Source organism: Tumidithrix helvetica PCC 7403 (assembly GCF_965232925.1).
Taxonomy (GTDB): domain Bacteria; phylum Cyanobacteriota; class Cyanobacteriia; order Pseudanabaenales; family Pseudanabaenaceae; genus Tumidithrix; species Tumidithrix helvetica.
Map to the genome: position 1 here is coordinate 13,284 of NZ_CBDDRA010000018.1, position 18,458 is coordinate 31,741.

Consider the following 18,458-nt stretch of genomic DNA (forward strand, 5'->3'; position numbering starts at 1 on the left):
GCTAAACGATTTTATGCGTTACGGTTGCCCCTAACCCAGCCTCCGTTTAATTATATTGAAAAGCTTGAGTAGTCAAAATGCGACTTAGATACCTGATTGCTTCGATATTGTCAGCCAGTGCGATCGTTGCTGGCTGCACACCATCAGTTCCCAAAGAAACTTCGTCTCCTACAACTTCATCTAATTCTGAAATTGTCAAGCCCAATGACACCAAGAAAGATGACAGTAAAGCGGTGGGTAAACCTACAGAAACCAAATCATCGCAAGACTCAGCCCAAAAGTTTCAAGAAGTTAAGATCGATGGGTTAAAAACCTATAAACATAGCTCTGGACTTTTTCAAATCGATATTCCAAACGGTTGGAGTCCTACAGATACAAGCAAACCTGGTGAAGTGATTGTTGTGTGGTTCGATCCGACACAAAATGCTTTGATCGCTGTAGATATCTTTAAGGTTCCTGAAGGTGGATCGCCTGACAAGTTGACTGAGTTGCTACAGACTTTTCTCAAAACAACGTTTGGCAACAAACCTGGCTTCTCTATGGAAAAACCAACACCACAACCTGATGGTAGCATCCAAATTATCTGGGGCTTTGATGAGACTGTAAAAGGGGTTACTGCAAGAATTCAAGGGAATAGCTTTATCGCAAAACAAGGAGATAAAGCATCTTTACTCACAACGGGAGCCATTGAGGCACAATTTCCGACTTTACAAGATTCGTTTAACAAGATTGTGAACAGCTTTAAAGTTGATGCTGCCACAAAAGTTCCTTAGCCTTTAGAAGGATATCCCCCAAACCTGTGGGATATCAATGCATTGATTCGTTATTTAGATAGGCTGTAATTCAAACATTTTGGTTTGTCAGCACAGCAGAGTTTGTGCCAAAATTAGTGTTAGGGTCGGCGATCGCGTCGTCATGCTTACCAAATCATCAGACCGCCCAAAATTATGCTAGTTGGCACAACCCTGAGAAATCGCTACACCATTACAGCAGTATTGGGCAGTGGGGGGTTTGGTGATACCTACCTAGCGATAGACAGAGATTTACCGGGCAGCCCTAAATGTGTGGTTAAACAGTTAAAGCCCAAAGATACCTCTCCTGGTGTTTTACCAGTAGCTAAGAGTTTATTTGAGCGTGAGGCTGAATATTTATACAAACTAGGCAAGGCTCATCCCCAGATTCCTGAGTTGTTTGCCCATTTTGAAGAAGGGGAAGATTTTTACTTAGTTGAAGAGTTTATCGATGGTCATAACCTCACAGTAGAGGTTTCAGTGGGTATCAGATGGTCAGAGCATGAAGTCATTCGTCTTCTGCTAGAGATTCTTGAAGTATTGGCATTTGTACATCAAAATAATGTGATTCATCGCGATATCAAGCTGCAAAATTTGATGCGACGAAACCGCGATGAGAAGATTGTACTAATTGACTTTGGATCGGTCAAAGATATCAGTGTTTTAGGCATAGATTCGCAAGGAAGAACGAATGCTACGGTCAGCATTGGTTCGCCAGGTTATATGCCTAGCGAGCAGGCAAAGGGTAAGCCTAGGCTGAGCAGTGATGTTTATGCCGTTGGCATCATAGGAATTCAAGCATTAACTGGACTCCAACCCGAGCAGTTTCCTGAAGATCCGAATACGGGCGAGATTGTTTGGCGCGATCTCGCCCAAGTAAGTGATGCGCTTGCGAATGTTTTACAGACAATGGTGCACTATCACTTTAGTCAACGTTATAAGTCGGCGGTTGAAGCATTAGAGTCACTCAAAGCGATTCCTTTCAGGATGAGTTCCGCCGCAAGTCTAGACTCTCAACATGATGCTTCTACAGTTATTTCTGCTTCGCCCGATGTTGCCTATACGCCACCTTCTCATCCAGTCACTCCAGGGGCAACTGCCCCTGATACAATCGTTCCGACCGCGCAGCCTCCAACCTACCCACCAGTTCCTGTTACTAGTTCTCAATCAAATACTGTCCCTGTAACGCCTCAATCGTTTTATCCACCTCATCCTTCTGATTCTCAACCTCAACCTTTTCAATCGTCACAACCATCCTCATCGAATTCCTCGATATTCATTGGAGCGATCGTGGGTGCTGGTCTTGTAATTCTTGGTGCTGCAGGCTTTTGGGTCGTTCCTAAGTTATTACCTAATTCGGGGCAATCGGTACAAACTACAAATGGGAATACCGATCTCTCTTCTCCAAAAACTCCCACGAATACCGATATCCCCAAAAACCCGACACCAAAGCCTACGACAGGAGCTACTCCCCCACCCGATCTATCTCAGGATTGGAATACGATTTTCAATCACATTAAAGATACAAACTTAAGCCAAAAAGCATGTGTTGATAATGCTGCTGCGGCACTGAGAAGGGCAGGCTTTAGGGAGCATCTTGAGTTGATTGGCAGTGGAGCTTTTGCCGCTAACGGACGATATAGCGCTTCCATTCGTTGTGTTACGAGTAATAAAATTGTGTTTTTTGCAGTTGCAGGACCTGAAAACGATACGGCTCGAGCTTTAGTGGTCAAGCTACAACAAGCTTTTTAGGACTTATGTAGCTTACGTTTAAACTTTAGCCCCCAAATTAAGCGCTTTGGCTGGTTGCTTGTCACTACATCGTCGCTTGTGCCAAAATTGGTTTACAACGCGATTGCGATCGCCTCGTCATACTGACCAGATCAACATACCAGCCTAAAATTATGCTAGTTGGCACAACCCTGAGAAATCGTTATTCCATTACAGAAGTATTGGGCAGTGGGGGATTTGGTGATACTTACCTGGCGGTAGACAGAGATTTGCCCGGTAGCCCTAAATGTGTGGTTAAACAGCTAAAGCCTAAAGATACATCGCCTGGCGTTTTACCCGTGGCTAAGAGTCTTTTTGAACGCGAGGCAGAATATTTATACAAATTAGGGAATGCACATCCGCAGATTCCAGATTTATTTGCCCACTTTGAGGAAGGGGACGGTTTTTACTTAGTTGAAGAGTTTGTCGATGGTCATAATTTAGCTGTAGAGATTCAAGCAGGCAGAAAGTTGCCTGAGTATGAAGTCATTAACCTTTTGCTAGAAATCCTTGATGTTTTAGCATTTGTACATCAAAACAATGTGATTCATCGCGATATCAAGCTGCAAAACTTGATGCGTCGAAACCGAGACCGAAAGATTGTCTTAATCGATTTTGGCGCAGTCAAAGATGTCAGTCTTTTAGGTGTGGACTCGCAGGGGCAAACCAATGTTACGGTATGCATTGGATCCCCAGGTTATATGCCCAGCGAGCAAGCCAAGGGTAAGCCTAGGCTGAGCAGTGACGTCTATGCTGTGGGCATGATTGGAATTCAAGCTCTTACTGGACTTCAACCCGAACAGCTACCTGAAGATCCGAATACGGGTGAAATTGTTTGGCGCGATCGCGCCCAAGTGAGTGATGCGCTTGCGGATGTTTTACAGACCATGGTGCATTATCACTTTAGCCAACGCTATAAGTCAGCCATTGAGGCATTACAGGCGCTTAAAGCGATCGCTAATCCTGTTGCTAATGCACCCGCAACCCATAGCGATCCCACAGTGGTTTCTAGTGGGGTTTCTAGTGGGGTTTCTAGTGGAGGCGAGCCAGCGATCGCATCGCCCGCTCGTCCAACTACACCTGGATTGGCTTCATCTGCCCCTGCAACGATTATTTCTTCTGCTTCGCCTCAAAATCAGCCACCAGCCAACTATCAACCAAGTCCCCTGCCTCATTCTCAGCAAAATACCGTACCTGTAACTCCTCAATCGTTTTATCCGCCAAATCCTCAACCTTCTACTTCCCAACCAAGTTCTCAATCCTCTCCTTCAAATCCCTCTGTAATATTAGGAGCTTTGATTGGCGCAGGTATGGTCGTTCTTGGTGTCATAGGACTTTTTGTCGTCCCTAAATTATTACCAAATTCTGGTCAATCCGTGCAAACGACAAAAGGGAATCCTGATTCTCAGAAAACCCCTATCAGTATCGATACCTCGCCAACTCCAGAGGCATCTCCTACACCTGAGCCAACGACAGAAGCAAATGCGGGGAATGATTCCTCTAAGAAGTTCCAACAGGTAAAAATCACATCCTTCAATACTTTTAAACATAGCTCAGGCTTGTTTGAGATTTCCATACCTACAGGATGGACACCTACAGACACGAGTAAACCTGGAGAAGTCATTGTTGTCTGGTTTGACCCCACCCAAAACGCTCTCATTGCCGTTGATATTTTTAAAGCTCCTGCTGACTCAACACCTGATAAATTGACTGAGCTTCTCCAAACCTTCTTAAAGAATACTTTTGGCTCTAAACCAGGTTTCTCGCTGGATGCGCCGATCGCTCAGCCCGATGGCAGTATTGAAATCGTCTGGGGATTTGATGAGACGATTAAAGGAGCTACGGCAAGAATTCAGGGAAATAGTTTTATCTGGAAGAAAGATAATAAAGTCACACTCTTGACAACTGGGGTCTTAGCTGAACAGTTCCCTCGATTAAAAACTTCTATTAACACAATTATCAATAGCTTTAAACTCAACACGAATGTTAAGATTCCTTAGTTTTATTCCTTGGGTATTTTGTGATGACAAATATGACTCCAAACTCTGATTGGATTGCCAATCTTGAATATGATGCAAATGGCTTGATTCCTGCGATCGCGCAGGATTATCAAGATGGGTCTGTGCTGATGATGGCATGGATGAATCGCGAATCGATCGCCTTAACCGTTGCTACAGGCGAAGCCCATTATTGGAGTCGCTCGCGTTCCGAACTTTGGCACAAAGGCGCAACATCAGGTCATATCCAAAAAGTGAAACAGCTATTTTATGACTGCGATGCCGATACGCTCTTGATCAAAATCGAGCAGGTCGGGAATATCGCCTGTCACACAGGTGCTAGGAGTTGCTTTTTTAAAGAAGTAGAATTAAATCATGTCTAAACATTTCGGCGCTAATTTTGAGGTTTATGACAACCACACTACCAATTGTTACCGAAGCTCAAATTCGAGAGCAGCAATTTATCAGATTGCAAGATCTTAGTTGGCAAGCCTATCAAAAATTGATGGCTGAGCTAGGGGATAATCGAGTTTGCCGAATTGCTTACGATCGCGGTGTGTTGGAGTTGAGAATGCCTTTACAAGAACATGAGCAACCCAAAATTGTCATTGCCGATCTGGTGACTGCAATGGCAGATCGCTTAGAAATTGAGATTATGCAACTTGGCTCTCTAAAGCTAGAGCGAGTCGATCTGAGTCGTGCGGTTGAGCCTGACACCTGTTTTTATATTCAAAATGAGCTAAAAGTTAGAGGAATTAGGAATATTCGCTTGCCTGAAAACCCACCCCCAGACTTAGTGATTGAGTCAGACCACACCAGTTCTTCATTAGATAAATTCTCTTTGTATGCCTCTATTGAAGTACCAGAGCTATGGCGATATCGCAAAAAAGTTTTGGAGGTTTATCAACTGCAAGAAGGCAAGTACAAGCGATCGCAGCAAAGTCTAGCCTTGCCCCTATTTCCCATTGCTGAAATTCCCACCTATATCGAACAAAGCTACGAAATCGGTCAACGTGCCACAGTGCGAAAATTCAAGGAACAGATTCGAGCAATCCTGTAGGGGGAGTTGGGCAACTACGGGCAGATCCAGCGAGTCTAGAGATTGTCTATTTCCCATTGACTATGATTACAAACGTTCTACCGAATCCTCCAGCAAATAAAGTACCTACTGCTCAGAGAGTGGTGCTCCATCATATTTCTTGGGAAACCTACCTGCAAATTCTTACAGAATTGGGCGATCGCCGCACGGCACGATTAGCTTACGACCAAGGTACATTGGAGATTAGAATGCCTCTCGAACAGCATGATAACGCAGGTGAATTAATCGGTTTGTTCGTTCGCGTTCTGGTGGAGGTCATGGGATATGAAATTAAGTCAATGGGTTCAACTACGCTCAACCGCGAAGATCTCCAGAAAGGCGCAGAACCCGATCGCAGCTTTTACATTCAAAATCAACCACTTGTAGCAGGGAAAATCGTCGATCTCAATCAAGATCCGCCGCCCGATATTGTTGTGGAGGTAGACATTACACATATGGATATCAACAAACCCGCACTATATGCCAGCATGGGCGTGCCAGAGTTTTGGCGTTACAACGGCCAAGTCTTAGAAATTTATGTGCTACAAGGGCAAACCTATCAGACCGTTGAAACCAGCCCTACATTTCCAATCGTTACGAAAACAGATCTCTATGAATTTTTGCAAGCCTGTCAAACTGGGGAAATCGCAGCGACGCGATCGCTGCGCGTAACTATTCAAAAGCGGCTCCAAGATCTACAATAGGGGCTGTTTAATCGAGTCCCTCGCAATCACAATCAGGAAAAAGCATCGTGACCCTTCGTATTTACAATTCCCTTACCCGCAAAAAAGAAGATTTTACACCCCTAGAAGCTGGCAAGGTGAAAATGTATGTCTGTGGCGTCACCGTCTATGACTATTGCCACTTGGGTCATGCTCGGGCCTATGTGGTGTGGGATATGGTGCGGCGATACCTATCCACCAAATATGAGGTGCGATACGTGCAAAATATCACCGACATCGACGACAAAATCCTCAATCGTGCCAAAGAGCGTGGCATTACCATGCAAGCCTTGGCTGAGGAGTTCATCGCTGCCTATGACTTGGATATGGCAAATCTAAACATCCTTCCAGCCGACGAATATCCGCGTGCCACAGAGTCGATTTCAGCGATTATTGAGTTGATTCAAACGTTAGAACAATCGGGCTACGCCTATGCGGTGAGCGGCGATGTCTACTATGCCGTACAGAAATTCCCCAACTATGGCAAGCTATCAGGACGCAAACTAGAGGATATGCGCGCAGGGGCAAGCGGTCGCGTCGATGGGGATGAACCCCTAAAACACTATCCCTTTGACTTTGCTTTGTGGAAATCTGCCAAGCCCGACGAACCTTTCTGGGAGTCGCCTTGGGGCAACGGTCGCCCAGGTTGGCATATCGAATGCTCAGCAATGGTGCGATCGCGTCTAGGCGATCGCATTGACATTCATTCAGGTGGAGCCGATCTACAGTTCCCCCATCATGAGAACGAAATCGCTCAATCAGAAGCCGCCACCCATCAACCTTTAGCTAATTACTGGATGCATAACGGCTTTGTGAATATTGAAGGCGAGAAGATGTCTAAATCTCTCGGTAACTTCACCACAATTCGCGCACTTTCAACACATTACGATCCAATGGCAATCCGTTTATTCATCCTGCAATCTCACTATCGCCAACCAATTGATTTTACTGAAGAAGCAATCAATGCTGCCACCAAAGGATGGGAAACTATTGAAATCGGGTTGAGGTTTGCTGACAAAAAACTGCTAGAGTTAGCTTCAGAAGCTCAGCTTGATAGTGAGATGGTGAATCGCTTCAATGCAGCAATGGATGATGATTTTAATACTTCCATAGCACTCTCAGTAGTGTTTGAACTTGCCAAGAAACTAAGTACAGAGAGAAATGTTTTTGTACATACAGGCAAAATAGTTACTGAGGTTGATAAACTTGCACAAATTTGGAAGACTCTTAAATACCTAACTGATCTATTAGGACTGGAAGCAGAACCTCTTCAAGAGACTGGCATTCAACTTCCACCTTCGGCTGGAGAAAAAATGTTTGAAGATCTTAAAGATGGTGAAATCAACCGAATGGTTGAGCAGCGAGTGGAAGCAAGACGGACAAAAAATTGGAAGGAAAGCGATCGCCTGCGCGACGAACTCAAAGCCATGAATATTATCCTGATCGATCAACCCGACGGTACGACAAGATGGCGACGTTAGTTTAGGATTTCACCTTTTCCGCCAGCCAGTCCATGACGCGATCGCCCAATCTCACCCCATCAAGGCGATCGATTTCTCTTAAACCCGTTGGACTTGTGACATTCACTTCTGTGAGATAGCCACCAATTACATCAATTCCCACAAACACCAGTCCATCTTGGCGCAGCTTGGGCGCGAGTCTGGCACAGATTTCCTTTTCTTTTTTGCTAATCTTGCTCTTCACGGCATTTCCGCCTGCTGCCATATTGCCGCGAAACTCGCCCGAACGGGGGACGCGATTGACGGCTCCGATCGGTTCGCCATCTAAGAGAATAATCCGCTTGTCTCCCTCTTGGGCAGCGGGGAGATAGGCTTGCACCATAATCGGCGTTGTGCCAAATTTGGTACTCATCTCGATCAGAGAGTTTAAGTTGCGATCGCCCTGCTGTGCAAACAGAATTCCTTCTCCACCCTTGCCATCTAGGGGTTTTAGAATCGCTTCGGTTTTGGAGGCGACAAACTTGCGAATGACTTCCTTATCGCTGGTGACGATCGTTTCAGGCACCACATCCTGAAATTGCAGGGCATAGACCTTCTCATTTGCCGAGCGAATTCCTGCGGGAGAATTTACAACAAGGGTTTGCTTCGGATCGACGTAATCGAGGATATAGGTCGCATAAATGTAGTTGACCGTGACGGGTGGATCGGGACGCATCCACACAACCTGCATTGTTTCAAGCGCTTGAAACTTACCTGTCTTAAGCTCGTACCAAGGATGAGGCGCAACCCATTTACCATCCACCAGTTCCACAGGATGAACCACAACGGGTTGTAACAATGCCCAAGCTTTACCCCCAATTACGCTGAGAGATTCCACATTGGTGACGAATACCTCATACCCTCTATGACAAGCAGCTTCCATCAAGGTGACGCTCGTATCATGGGTGGGGTCGAGCTTTGCGATCGGGTCGATAATAAACGCTAGTTTCATCCGTTTAAGTTAAGTCGGTGGATTTAAAATGAATCATTGTAGGATGGGTTAGCGATCGCGTAACCCATGATGAATAAGGGTAGGATGCGTTATGCTTGCAACTAAAACATCCTACCGTTTAATTATGCCGATTTTCTTATCCCTTTGCGGTTTTAGCGAACAGTCTAGCCATCCCCAGAATATCAATCACAGGCTTTTTCGTTCCAAGTTTATTAATACTAGGTTTGCCATTGATACTAGGTTTAACACTAGGTTTGGCACTTTCAGGATTATTGAGCTGTGCTAAGTAAGTATTCAACCGATCTAGAGCCAAAATCAAATGGGAAGTGGGATCCATGACCGTCCATTCTCCTCTGATTCTCTCCCATAGCTCAAAGTGGAGGTGGGGACCAGTAGAGAAGCCAGTAGTACCCACCAAACCAATCACAGTGCCCTGTTTGACGACTTGGCCGGGTTTGACAAATACTTCCGAAAGGTGTGCATAGCGAGTTTCGTGGGTGTCACCATGGGAAATTACAACCGCCAGACCGTAACCACCTAGCCATCCAGAAATTTCCACCTTACCACTATAGGCTGCGACAACGGGAGTTCCTTCTGCGGCAGCGATATCTGTACCTTGATGGAATTTTACGGCTTGGGTAATCGGGTGTACGCGATAGCCAAAAGAGGAACTAATAATCGCTGGAATCGATAAAGGGAACAACATCCGCTTATCGCCATTACTGGGAACACTCATGGACTCAATCTCAGATCGAGTCAGTTTACGCACCTGTACAACGGGTTCTCCTGTGGATGAATAGATCAAGTTGGTGGGCGCATTTCTGGCAATCTCAACTTCGGGAGCGCACAAATTGGCTTGACGGCTGCCTAGATCCTGACCTCTGGCTTGACAGCCTGACTTACGACTTTCAAACACAATCTCGACATTCCCTGAGTTGCTATTACCCGAGGCTGGTTTCGTAGCTGAGGATTGCGGTTGACGGGATTGGATCTCGACTATAGAAGGCTCAGAGGTTGCGCCTCGCTTATTGCTTTGGGTATTGCCTTGGGTATTGCTACGCGTACTAGGGCTACTGGTTTGAATCTCGATCGCAGGGGCAGACCTGTCAATTTGAGGCTGTGGTGCTTCTACTGGCTCAGGGGTTGGGGCAACTCTTGGTGCTGGATTTGGGGCAGTGACTTCTGGGGAAATTGCCGATTTTTTAGCTGCTTGGGCGTCACCAAGTCCTGTGACGAGCATGACATTTCCACTCATGGAAAGGCAAAGGCTGAGCAGAGATAGTTTTAGCAGTGATTGTTGGGGCATCTTCCTAAGTTGTTTCATGGGATAGTTTCGGAGATGGTTTTTTTAGGTCAAATTTTTAGGTCAAGTTTCTAGGTGTGACGGTTTGATTGCCTAGCCCTTGAATAAACCTAGAGTAAACCTAGTGCTTACCTCTGTTAACCTAGCGAATCATAACCTAGCGAAAATGTACCAGGTCTATAAATCGAAGGCTGCGAACTGCCCTCCCATATTACGACAAGATCGCCAGTTGTTGTAATGTCGGAAATGTAACCTTTATGTTCCCGTCCTAAGTGTTGGGTCGTAACCGATCGCTCGCTGAGTAATGTAACATAGTCTGACAAAATTGGCTCGATTCCTTCACGGGCAAAGCGATCGCGTCCTTGCATCACCCCACCTAAGACAAGCTCCGTCAAGCGATCGAGGTCGGTAATATTCGTGGCTAAATCTGACAAAGCGATCGCGCCATCGGGCACAGTGTTTAACCAATTAATCCCGATCCCAATCACGGCATAGGTGACAAGCCCAGCCTCTATTCTGGTTTCTGTGAGAATGCCACCCAGTTTACGTCCATCGACAAGCAGGTCGTTGAGCCATTTGATCCGTACATTTGCCCCAGTGGTATTCAGAGCCGTCGCAATGCCCCACGCACTCCACAAAGTAATTTGACTGGCGTGGGTTGCCGAAATATTGGGCTGCACAATTACCGATAAATACAAACCGCCCAGATCGGATTGCCAAGTATGTCCGCGTTGCCCGCGTCCCTTGGTTTGCTGTTTGGCAGCGATCGCGGTTCCCTCTAGCTGCTTCGCGTTGGCATCGGAAGCGAGATCGATCCACCGCCACGCTTCGCTATTGGTCGAATCAACTTGTTCGTAATGAATGATTTGCGATCGCATCATAAATTCATGCAAGACTACTGAGGAATTTACACTGAGATTTTAACCTGAGATTTTAGCCTGACTGAACTTCTCAAAACTCTTTACTGCGTCAAGTCATGGTGCGAACCAAGAGCGTCAAGAAAAATTAGCGGCTGAAGCGATTCCTTTTAAGATGCGTTCCGCCGCAACTCCAAGCACATCTCGCTAGAAAACAGAAGTCCGTCCAGATTGAGTTCGTAATAGCCTTGTGTGTCGATCGCTTCGTGGAGAATATTGTCTCTGCTGTCTGCTTGGGTTGAAAGTATTCCAGTAAAGGGGTCGAAGCGAACAGGAGTGTTGAGATTGAAGGATATGTCTGGGTGGAGAAGTTCGGGATTTGAGTCAGCCCCTAATGAAATTGATGGAGAGGCTGTGTAGGAGTCTTGACCCAAAATAGATTTTTGAAAAGCTAAGACTGGCAAGGGGTTGCGATCGGATTGAGGGGTTGAAATGGAATCTTGGAATTCAAAAGTTAATGGGGGAATAGAGTGAGGCTGCGCCTTGGCTTGATGGGTTTGCGAAGGTGTTAAGTGGGTTTAGCTCAGCGATTCCTTGTGGCACTAGTCCGTCAATACCACCTTCTATATACATAAGTTTTAGCTTTGTAATATTTTTCTTGCAGAAGATCATCATATTTTGCAGTTTCTTGGTGCTTTTTCAGATAAATATTATTTTTTGCTCTAAATAACCTGCTGAATGTAGGTTTGAGCGATTCGCTAGAATCATTTTTCAGTAAGGCTTTTGAGTGTTTTTGCCAATTCTCATGGATAATGCAGGTTAGACTGAAAGGAAGAAGTCTCTTGCTGCGAATAGCTAAAAAATTATGAGCGATTCTATAGAACTCAATCCCGATCAGGAAATTGCCCTTGGTCGAGACTTCACGACCCTCTCTCGCCATGTTTTATCCCATCTTGGCTCTTATTCTGCAGACGCCTATGACTTGAGCGCCCTCATGAGTCGGATTGGCTTGGCAGGTAAGATGGTTTCCAGACACTTAAGCCGTGCGGGTTTGGTCGAAGATGCCCTAGGCGTGACAGGTGAAGTCAACGTGCAGGGAGAAGCCGTCAAAAAAATGGATCAGTATGCGAACCGTATATTTATCCGTGCTTTTGAGCAAAGTGGCTTGGTTTGCCGCCTCGCTTCCGAAGAAATGGAAAAGCCCTATTATTTACCCGAAAATTGCCCCATCGGTCGCTATACTTTGCTGTTTGACCCAATTGATGGTTCGAGTAATATCGATGCAAATTTAGCGGTGGGCTCGATTTTTTCGGTACGCCAACAAGAGGGGCTAGATGAATCGGGTGAAGCTTTAGATTTACTCCAAAACGGACATAAGCAAATTGCCGCAGGCTATATCCTTTATGGTTCCAGTACGATGCTGGTCTATTCCATCGGTAAGGGCGTGCATTCCTTTACCCTAGATCCTAGCTTTGGCGAATTTGTCCTATCGCAAGAGCATGTACGCATTCCGTCCCACGGGCCTACCTACAGCATCAACGAGGGCAACTTTTGGCAGTGGGAAGATAATATTCGGGAATACGTGCGCTACATTCATCGCCAACCTGGTTACTCAGCTCGCTATTCTGGGGCATTGGTTGCCGATATTCATCGCATCCTGTTTCAAGGGGGGATATTTCTCTATCCAGGCATAGTCGGTCATCTTGATGGCAAATTACGGCTGTTATACGAATCAGCCCCCTTGGCATTTTTAGTGACGCAAGCGGGTGGTCGGGCTACCACAGGGAAACAAGAAATTTTAGATGTCGTGCCCCAAAAGTTGCATAGCCGCACTCCCTTGTTTATTGGTAGTTCGGAGGATGTTGCCTTGGTAGAAACATTTTTGCGCGGTGAAAAGCCGACTGGGAAATAGTCTATGAGTCTAGCTGATTTGCTAGTATTTCTGCTGCTGGGAAGCATTGCAGGCTATATGAGTTTGCGGCTCGAGCCAACGAGGACAAGGATTCTACTTTGGATCGTTCTCTTGTTTTGTCCGAGCTTATTTGTGGCTTGGACTTTGACGATCGCGCAACCTTTTCCTAACTTGCTCCTATTGGTGGTGTTTATCATCTGTGCTTGGCTCTATTTAGGCTTAACCCACCAAGATCGACAAAACCCTCTAGAAAATGCCCAAAATCTAGGAATTAAACCGTCGCTCGATCTGTCTGCTGATGCATTACAAGATCGAGCCAAAAACGATCTGCCCCTGCTGACCAAAGAAGAGGAAACAACCTTTAGAAATTGCTTCCCTTTATCTGTGTTTTATTTGCAGGCGATCGCCTATCAACCAAGAGCGATCGCCTGTCGGGGCATGTTGCGTGTCACCGATCGAGACTCAAGTGCCAAGGCGTATAAAGTTGTTGCTGAGAATCTAAAGACAAATTTTGGCGATCGCTTCTTGCCCATCTTGCAAGAACATCCCATTGCGCCCGAAGCTTCCCCAGACACCCGATATGCCTTCCTGATTATTCCCAACCCTGCTTTGGGATTGGCTGCTGAGGTCTCTAGCCAACAGCAAACTGCGGAAACGCGCAAACGAAAATTTGAGACGGGTCTCGCTGTAATCCTCGCGATCGCCACCGCGATTGCCACACTACTGGCGGGTGGACTCCTTGCCCTCAACATCGATCGTCTTGAAGGACTGACATTACCGACCTTACCAACTACCCTACTGGCAGGAATATCCTACAGTTTGGCGATAGGGCTTCAGATTGGCGCTAGGGAAATCGTCCGTTATTTTGTGGCAAAGCACTATCGGCTCAAGCTCTCATTGCCCTATGTCATGCCTGCCTTTGGTGGGCTTGGCGTATTAGGAACCTTTACAGGCATTAGATCTTATATTCCCCATCGGCGGGCTTTATTCGATCTAGCGATCGCACCCAACCTAGTTGGACTGGGAATTGCGATCGTCATGTTGACCGTAGGTTTATTTTTATCGCCCCCTATAGATTTACAGAGTTTTAATTCACAAAATCTAATTCAAACAGGCGATGTTGTTACCAACCTGTCGAGTAATAACCCATTTAGCCATGCTTTGATTGCCAATTTCTTACCCTTTGAACCCAAAAACTCACTGCTTGTGGCGCTTCTATCAAGGGTCATGACTGGGAGTGGGGCAGCGATCGCAAATCTACACCCTCTAGCACTGGCTGGTTGGACTGGTTTGCTATTGACTGCGGTCAGTCTAATTCCGATCGGTGCCCTAGATGGCGCACATTTAATTCATGGTATCTTTGGCAATCGTAAGACAATTTTGGTTGGTAAAGTGGCAAGGTTATTGTTGTTAATTACTGCGCTAGTTATGCAACCTTGGCTGCGAATTTATGCATTACTCGCATTTTTGTTCGATAGTCATCGATCGCCTACGTTAGATAATGTTACAGAATTAAATAACTGGCGCGATCTGTTGGGTTTAATGTTGATTGGCGTGGCAATCTTGATTATTATTCCTGTACCTAAATTTATATTGCCTCTACTAAACTTAAAGTAATCTTTAATTGCTTTTAATTTTCCGCGAACTCTGTCATTGTGTAGTCACTTGTTGCACCTACTGGTAACATCAGTAAAGTTAAATTAGGGCTTTATGTTCATTCTGAAGCGCCAAGACGTTGAGATTATTAACGTCCAAAATCCACAGAATAGAGAGCAGCAAATCCCTATTCTGCAATATCAAGGTCAGACTTTTCGACTGTTAAATATGTTTGGCGACAATCGCGATGAGGCTCTTGCCCTCTGGCGTGACCTGACAGATAACAAAGGAAAAGCCTGTGTTTTGCTGGAAGAACCTCAACGTTTTAGCGTTTGGGGTAAGGTAAAAATCGACCAAATGCAGGCTGCATCGGCTTCAGAGCATTCTTTAGAGAGCCATCTCGTGCAAGGTTGTCTGCTACTCTTACAGTCTGTCTATGCTGAAATTGAGGACTACTTAGGTGTAAGACAGGCAGGATCGTTTAAGCAAGATATTGTTAAGGTCATGCAACAGGGAAAATTTTCTCAGGGTGAATCCATTGGTTCCCTTGAAAGTTTGTTGAAGCAGGATCCTTTAAATAGTATGCAGTTGCCGTCTTGGGATGCCAACAGAATCCAAGTTTTGTTGGGGGAAATTTACCGACTTGCCTCCTCTTATTTTGGCAATACCAGTTTCCTTGATAATGCGATCGATGCATTGAGCGAGCTACCTAGTGCAGAACAGTCTAAATTTAAAGCTTGGTTGAGAAACACGCCAAAAGGTAAGCTTTGGCAATAAATTTCTGCTAATTTTGCTGATTATTTCTAGTAATGTTATCTAGATCGATTTTGGTCGTGTCATGTTTATTGTTCAATGTCGCTGTATTCGCAATTTAAGTATTTACGGGTAAGTACAAATGAGTAAAGCCAAACCTACGTCCTCATCAAGTGGGATATCCACACAAACCCTGATTCTGGCTGGGATAGCGTGGGCGGCGATCGCGCTGCTATTTTACTTACTCCTCAGTGCACCCACCGAGAAACTCGCGTTTGATGATAGTGCCAGACCTACTTGGTATCGGATCGGTACTTATATTTTTCAAACTGTAGCAATTATTTTTTCTAGTTTTTTGTGCTTGCGTAACTGGCGTAGTCCCAAGATTATCAGCGGTCGTAATGTCTGGCTGGGTCTAGGGTTTGGCATTATGGCTTGGGGAATTGGTAACTTAGTTTTTGCCTATCTCGACTTTAATTATCAGCAACAGTTGACCCAAAACCTTGAAAGCCTATCTCAGATTATTAACCAGCATAAAAGCGTCCCTGACTTGACTAAAACCTTTGACAAGAAAGTTCTTGAATTAATCAAAGATAAGAATATAGACGAGTTAGTGCCAGCCTTAAAAGCTTTTGGAGAACAATTTAAGGGTAAGGTTCCTACCTTACCTCAAGATTTTGAGAAGATCTCAAAAAATTTCTCTAATTTGCCTACTTTAATCCCATCCATAGCCGATCTATTTTTTACCCTGACCTATGTATTTCTGTCTTGGGGAATGGCAATGTCGGTGATTGGTAGGCGCTTAAATCTTTTTCCCAAACAATGGGGGATTGTTGCCTTGGTTGCAGCATTTGGTTTGGCTGCGGGTGGCTATGTCACATTTGTGGCTGGGAATGCTGCGGGTGCAATCAGATTTGACATTCCTAAAGTACTTAATACCATCTATGCGATCGGTGATGTTTGGTTGTTAATTGTGGCGGCAGTATTGCTCCTTGCCTTTTGGGGTGGTAAGGCTGCACAATCATGGCGATTAATTGGAGGAGCAGCGATCGCAATGTTTATCGGCGATCTAGGATTTGCTTTTAGCAGTAAGTCTCCTAATTATCAAAGTGGAGACTGGATTGAGTTTTTTTGGATTTTGGCATTTATCCTGTGGGGTGTAGGTGCAGCACTGGAGTTTGATATTTCATCACGCCCTACTTCAAGGCGCAGGTAATCAAGAGAAAACCTATCGCAATCTTATATTGCTTATGAACGTGGTAGAAGCCGAAAGCCCTTCCAGGTAAGATGCCTGCGCTACAAATAAATTGCAATTCATTTAGGATTTCTAGAGCCCGCCCCAAGGTTTTTACTGTTTTCCTAAGGAAAGTCGCTGTTTTAAACTTTCAGCGATCTTTGTGCCGAGATATTCTGGGATCAAGCCTTCGTTTGGACCTAATAGATAGAGAATTAGACGCGTACGTCCGCGCCATACTAGCAGGTTGGCATTGACCACCAGCAGATCCTCTTGCCAGATTGCATTCATCACTTTATAAAATAGTCCAGGCTGCGTGTCTGCTTCAACGAGCAAAGCGGGGAGGTGAAAGACGCGATCGACATAAAAATTGGTTTCAACTTTCCGCAAACCACTATCGAGATTAAACTCTAACGCCAGCATTTCCTCTACTTCAAAATGACCTAACAAAGTTTCTTTAATGGCTTTGTAGACATTTTCTGCGGTTTTTGCAGGCAGCGCTTTACCCCCACGGGAAATCACCAGTTTGACAAACACCAGCATTGGTGGATAAATCTGTCCGTATAGACTCAAGCTATGAATCGTCAAACCATAGGCTGCCAACACGCCAAAAATATCGTTTAACAAAAAGGATTGGTTGCGATAGGCAAAGTACAAGACACTTTTGCTACCTTCAGGCTTGATTTCAATTACAGCTTCGCGGGTTTGATATAGCTGATAAGCTAGCCTTAAGTTTTGCAGTTGAATTTCACTACTGACAAACTGCTCGTAAAACTGTGGAAAACTCGTGTTGAAACGCTTTAGTAGTTCAACAGTTGAACTTTTTAGCCCCGAAGTCATCGACAACCTCCCAAGTGCAAGCTTTCGTTAGACTTAAAAAGCAAGCATGATGAAGACGTTTTGCTTTCTCTCCTCAGTTGCAGTTCAAATTTAAGCATTGCGGGTGCGGGTATAAAAACATCAAAATTCTAGAGCTAGCAAAAACGCAAGATATCACAGACCTAATCTTTTTTGCTAGTTAACATCTTACGATCGCGAAACCAAAAGCCTTAAAACAGCAGAAATAAACAATTCAGCTAATAATACTTCTTTTTTAGTCTAAGGCTAAAAGTCGCGCCTGTAATCTTGGCGTAAAAACAGCTCGAAGTCATATTTTGCGATGCAAACTTTTTAAACTTCAACAAAACCTCGAACAAATATTCGTTTAGGCTAAGCTAATATTGATTGATAAAGCTTATATCTGGGTTAGCAAGGTGCGATCGCATTGGAAATCGTGAGGAATCGCAGAGAAAAGAGGATAAAATGATGTCGCCTAAGGTATGCTCGTAATCGGCAGACAGAAGCAAAACATTCATACTAAATGTGGCATAAATGTGACATCTAGGTGTGGTTTATAAAGCCAAAGTGAATTTTGAATATATTGCAGCAAGATCTAACTACCAACATCAATGGGTTTCTGGAAAAGCTTATTTAGTAATAGTGCTGTTGAGCCTGCCAAAAAAACTAGACTTCGCCCAGTTGCTAATCAAAATGGGCAAATCTTTTTTAGTACCGATCGCGATATCGATTTGTATGAGCTAGAGGAATTATGCGACTCTGTAGGCTGGTCGCGCCGTCCCGTGCGCAAGGTGCGAATTGCCCTTCAGCATAGTTTTGTCGTGATCTCTATGTGGGAGCAACGTGGAGGCTTTAGGCGACTCATAGGCTTTGCTCGCGCAACTTCCGATCATGCTTTTAATGCCACAATTTGGGACGTTGTCGTACATCCAGACTTTCAAAGTAAGGGCTTGGGTAAAGCGCTGATGCTAGAGGTGATTAAAGAACTAAGACGCGCAGATATTAGCAACATCAGTCTATTTGCTGACGCTCATGTGGTTAATTTTTATAGTCAGTTAGGCTTTAATCCCGACCCTGAGGGAATTAAGGGCATGTTTTGGTATCCTTAAGCGTTTGAGAACTACGGCAGCACCATCAATGTAGTGAAAGACAGTAAA

At 44.9% G+C, this 18,458-nt stretch carries 17 protein-coding genes; 12 read left to right on the forward strand and 5 right to left on the reverse strand.

Annotated features, from left to right (window positions below; genetic code table 11):
* Positions 1 to 77: 77 nt before the first annotated feature.
* The 7 genes from ACP2WE_RS16490 (at position 78) to cysS (ending at position 7,839) form a co-directional block, all read left to right on the forward strand.
* Positions 78 to 773 (forward strand): PsbP-related protein, encoded by a 696-nt coding sequence (locus ACP2WE_RS16490; protein WP_425216645.1) that lies wholly within the window; start codon positions 78 to 80, stop codon positions 771 to 773.
* Positions 774 to 947: 174 nt separating this feature from the next.
* Positions 948 to 2,543, forward strand: a complete 1,596-nt coding sequence (locus tag ACP2WE_RS16495; protein WP_425216646.1) for a protein kinase domain-containing protein — start codon at positions 948 to 950, stop codon at positions 2,541 to 2,543.
* 152 nt (positions 2,544 to 2,695) lie between these two features.
* Complete coding sequence (locus ACP2WE_RS16500; protein WP_425216647.1) at positions 2,696 to 4,561, forward strand: protein kinase domain-containing protein; 1,866 nt, start codon at positions 2,696 to 2,698, stop codon at positions 4,559 to 4,561.
* Positions 4,562 to 4,593: 32 nt separating this feature from the next.
* The gene (gene hisI, locus ACP2WE_RS16505; protein ID WP_425216648.1) at positions 4,594 to 4,941 is read left to right on the forward strand and encodes a phosphoribosyl-AMP cyclohydrolase; all 348 of its coding nucleotides are present in this window, start codon (positions 4,594 to 4,596) and stop codon (positions 4,939 to 4,941) included.
* A 26-nt stretch (positions 4,942 to 4,967) separates the two neighbouring features.
* Positions 4,968 to 5,618: a Uma2 family endonuclease gene (locus ACP2WE_RS16510; protein WP_425216649.1), complete on the forward strand. Its 651-nt coding sequence runs from the start codon at positions 4,968 to 4,970 to the stop codon at positions 5,616 to 5,618.
* 62 nt (positions 5,619 to 5,680) lie between these two features.
* Positions 5,681 to 6,340 carry a Uma2 family endonuclease gene (locus ACP2WE_RS16515; protein WP_425216650.1) on the forward strand — a complete coding sequence of 220 codons (660 nt, stop codon included), beginning with the start codon at positions 5,681 to 5,683 and terminating at the stop codon, positions 6,338 to 6,340.
* Between the two features lie 47 nt (positions 6,341 to 6,387).
* Positions 6,388 to 7,839 (forward strand): cysteine--tRNA ligase, encoded by a 1,452-nt coding sequence (gene cysS / locus ACP2WE_RS16520; RefSeq protein WP_425216651.1) that lies wholly within the window; start codon positions 6,388 to 6,390, stop codon positions 7,837 to 7,839.
* A gap of 1 nt (position 7,840) precedes the next feature.
* Here cysS and gshB read toward each other — a convergent pair whose 3' ends face one another.
* The 4 genes from gshB to ACP2WE_RS16540 form a co-directional block, all read right to left on the reverse strand.
* The gene (gene gshB, locus ACP2WE_RS16525) at positions 7,841 to 8,809 is read right to left on the reverse strand and encodes a glutathione synthase (RefSeq protein WP_425216652.1); all 969 of its coding nucleotides are present in this window, start codon (positions 8,807 to 8,809) and stop codon (positions 7,841 to 7,843) included.
* 136 nt (positions 8,810 to 8,945) lie between these two features.
* Positions 8,946 to 10,133, reverse strand: coding sequence for a M23 family metallopeptidase (locus ACP2WE_RS16530; RefSeq protein ID WP_425216653.1), 1,188 nt, complete (start codon positions 10,131 to 10,133; stop codon positions 8,946 to 8,948).
* Between the two features lie 116 nt (positions 10,134 to 10,249).
* On the reverse strand, positions 10,250 to 10,993 hold the full coding sequence (locus ACP2WE_RS16535) for a biotin--[acetyl-CoA-carboxylase] ligase (RefSeq protein WP_425216654.1): 744 nt from the start codon (positions 10,991 to 10,993) through the stop codon (positions 10,250 to 10,252).
* Positions 10,994 to 11,139: 146 nt separating this feature from the next.
* On the reverse strand, positions 11,140 to 11,433 hold the full coding sequence (locus ACP2WE_RS16540) for a hypothetical protein (RefSeq protein ID WP_425216655.1): 294 nt from the start codon (positions 11,431 to 11,433) through the stop codon (positions 11,140 to 11,142).
* A 401-nt stretch (positions 11,434 to 11,834) separates the two neighbouring features.
* On the opposite strand from ACP2WE_RS16540, the gene fbp reads away from it, so the two are divergent.
* From fbp to ACP2WE_RS16560, 4 genes are all read left to right on the forward strand, one after another.
* Positions 11,835 to 12,881: a class 1 fructose-bisphosphatase gene (fbp, locus tag ACP2WE_RS16545; RefSeq protein WP_425216656.1), complete on the forward strand. Its 1,047-nt coding sequence runs from the start codon at positions 11,835 to 11,837 to the stop codon at positions 12,879 to 12,881.
* 3 nt (positions 12,882 to 12,884) lie between these two features.
* Positions 12,885 to 14,498, forward strand: coding sequence for a site-2 protease family protein (locus tag ACP2WE_RS16550; RefSeq protein WP_425216657.1), 1,614 nt, complete (start codon positions 12,885 to 12,887; stop codon positions 14,496 to 14,498).
* 93 nt (positions 14,499 to 14,591) lie between these two features.
* On the forward strand, positions 14,592 to 15,254 hold the full coding sequence (locus tag ACP2WE_RS16555) for an Npun_F0813 family protein (RefSeq protein ID WP_425216658.1): 663 nt from the start codon (positions 14,592 to 14,594) through the stop codon (positions 15,252 to 15,254).
* Between the two features lie 118 nt (positions 15,255 to 15,372).
* A complete protein-coding gene (locus ACP2WE_RS16560; protein WP_425216659.1) occupies positions 15,373 to 16,446 on the forward strand; it encodes a hypothetical protein in 1,074 nt (357 codons plus the stop codon).
* Between the two features lie 132 nt (positions 16,447 to 16,578).
* On the opposite strand, the gene ACP2WE_RS16565 is transcribed toward ACP2WE_RS16560, so the two are convergent.
* Complete coding sequence (locus tag ACP2WE_RS16565) at positions 16,579 to 17,304, reverse strand: hypothetical protein (protein WP_425216660.1); 726 nt, start codon at positions 17,302 to 17,304, stop codon at positions 16,579 to 16,581.
* A gap of 608 nt (positions 17,305 to 17,912) precedes the next feature.
* Between ACP2WE_RS16565 and ACP2WE_RS16570 the strand changes: the two genes are divergently transcribed.
* Positions 17,913 to 18,410 carry a GNAT family N-acetyltransferase gene (locus tag ACP2WE_RS16570; RefSeq protein WP_425216661.1) on the forward strand — a complete coding sequence of 166 codons (498 nt, stop codon included), beginning with the start codon at positions 17,913 to 17,915 and terminating at the stop codon, positions 18,408 to 18,410.
* The last annotated feature ends 48 nt before the right edge of the window (positions 18,411 to 18,458 follow it).

Excerpts from the sequence above, each read along its gene's own strand:
- ACP2WE_RS16490 (WP_425216645.1), top strand. The coding sequence starts at position 78 with ATGCGACTTAGATACCTGATTGCTTCGATATTGTCAGCCAGTGCGATC.
- ACP2WE_RS16495 (WP_425216646.1), top strand. The coding sequence starts at position 948 with ATGCTAGTTGGCACAACCCTGAGAAATCGCTACACCATTACAGCAGTA.
- ACP2WE_RS16500 (WP_425216647.1), top strand. The coding sequence starts at position 2,696 with ATGCTAGTTGGCACAACCCTGAGAAATCGTTATTCCATTACAGAAGTA.
- hisI (WP_425216648.1), top strand. The coding sequence starts at position 4,594 with ATGACTCCAAACTCTGATTGGATTGCCAATCTTGAATATGATGCAAAT.
- ACP2WE_RS16510 (WP_425216649.1), top strand. The coding sequence starts at position 4,968 with ATGACAACCACACTACCAATTGTTACCGAAGCTCAAATTCGAGAGCAG.
- ACP2WE_RS16515 (WP_425216650.1), top strand. The coding sequence starts at position 5,681 with ATGATTACAAACGTTCTACCGAATCCTCCAGCAAATAAAGTACCTACT.
- gshB (WP_425216652.1), bottom strand. The coding sequence starts at position 8,809 with ATGAAACTAGCGTTTATTATCGACCCGATCGCAAAGCTCGACCCCACC.
- ACP2WE_RS16530 (WP_425216653.1), bottom strand. The coding sequence starts at position 10,133 with ATGAAACAACTTAGGAAGATGCCCCAACAATCACTGCTAAAACTATCT.
- ACP2WE_RS16535 (WP_425216654.1), bottom strand. The coding sequence starts at position 10,993 with ATGATGCGATCGCAAATCATTCATTACGAACAAGTTGATTCGACCAAT.
- fbp (WP_425216656.1), top strand. The coding sequence starts at position 11,835 with ATGAGCGATTCTATAGAACTCAATCCCGATCAGGAAATTGCCCTTGGT.
- ACP2WE_RS16550 (WP_425216657.1), top strand. The coding sequence starts at position 12,885 with ATGAGTCTAGCTGATTTGCTAGTATTTCTGCTGCTGGGAAGCATTGCA.
- ACP2WE_RS16555 (WP_425216658.1), top strand. The coding sequence starts at position 14,592 with ATGTTCATTCTGAAGCGCCAAGACGTTGAGATTATTAACGTCCAAAAT.
- ACP2WE_RS16560 (WP_425216659.1), top strand. The coding sequence starts at position 15,373 with ATGAGTAAAGCCAAACCTACGTCCTCATCAAGTGGGATATCCACACAA.
- ACP2WE_RS16565 (WP_425216660.1), bottom strand. The coding sequence starts at position 17,304 with ATGACTTCGGGGCTAAAAAGTTCAACTGTTGAACTACTAAAGCGTTTC.
- ACP2WE_RS16570 (WP_425216661.1), top strand. The coding sequence starts at position 17,913 with ATGGGTTTCTGGAAAAGCTTATTTAGTAATAGTGCTGTTGAGCCTGCC.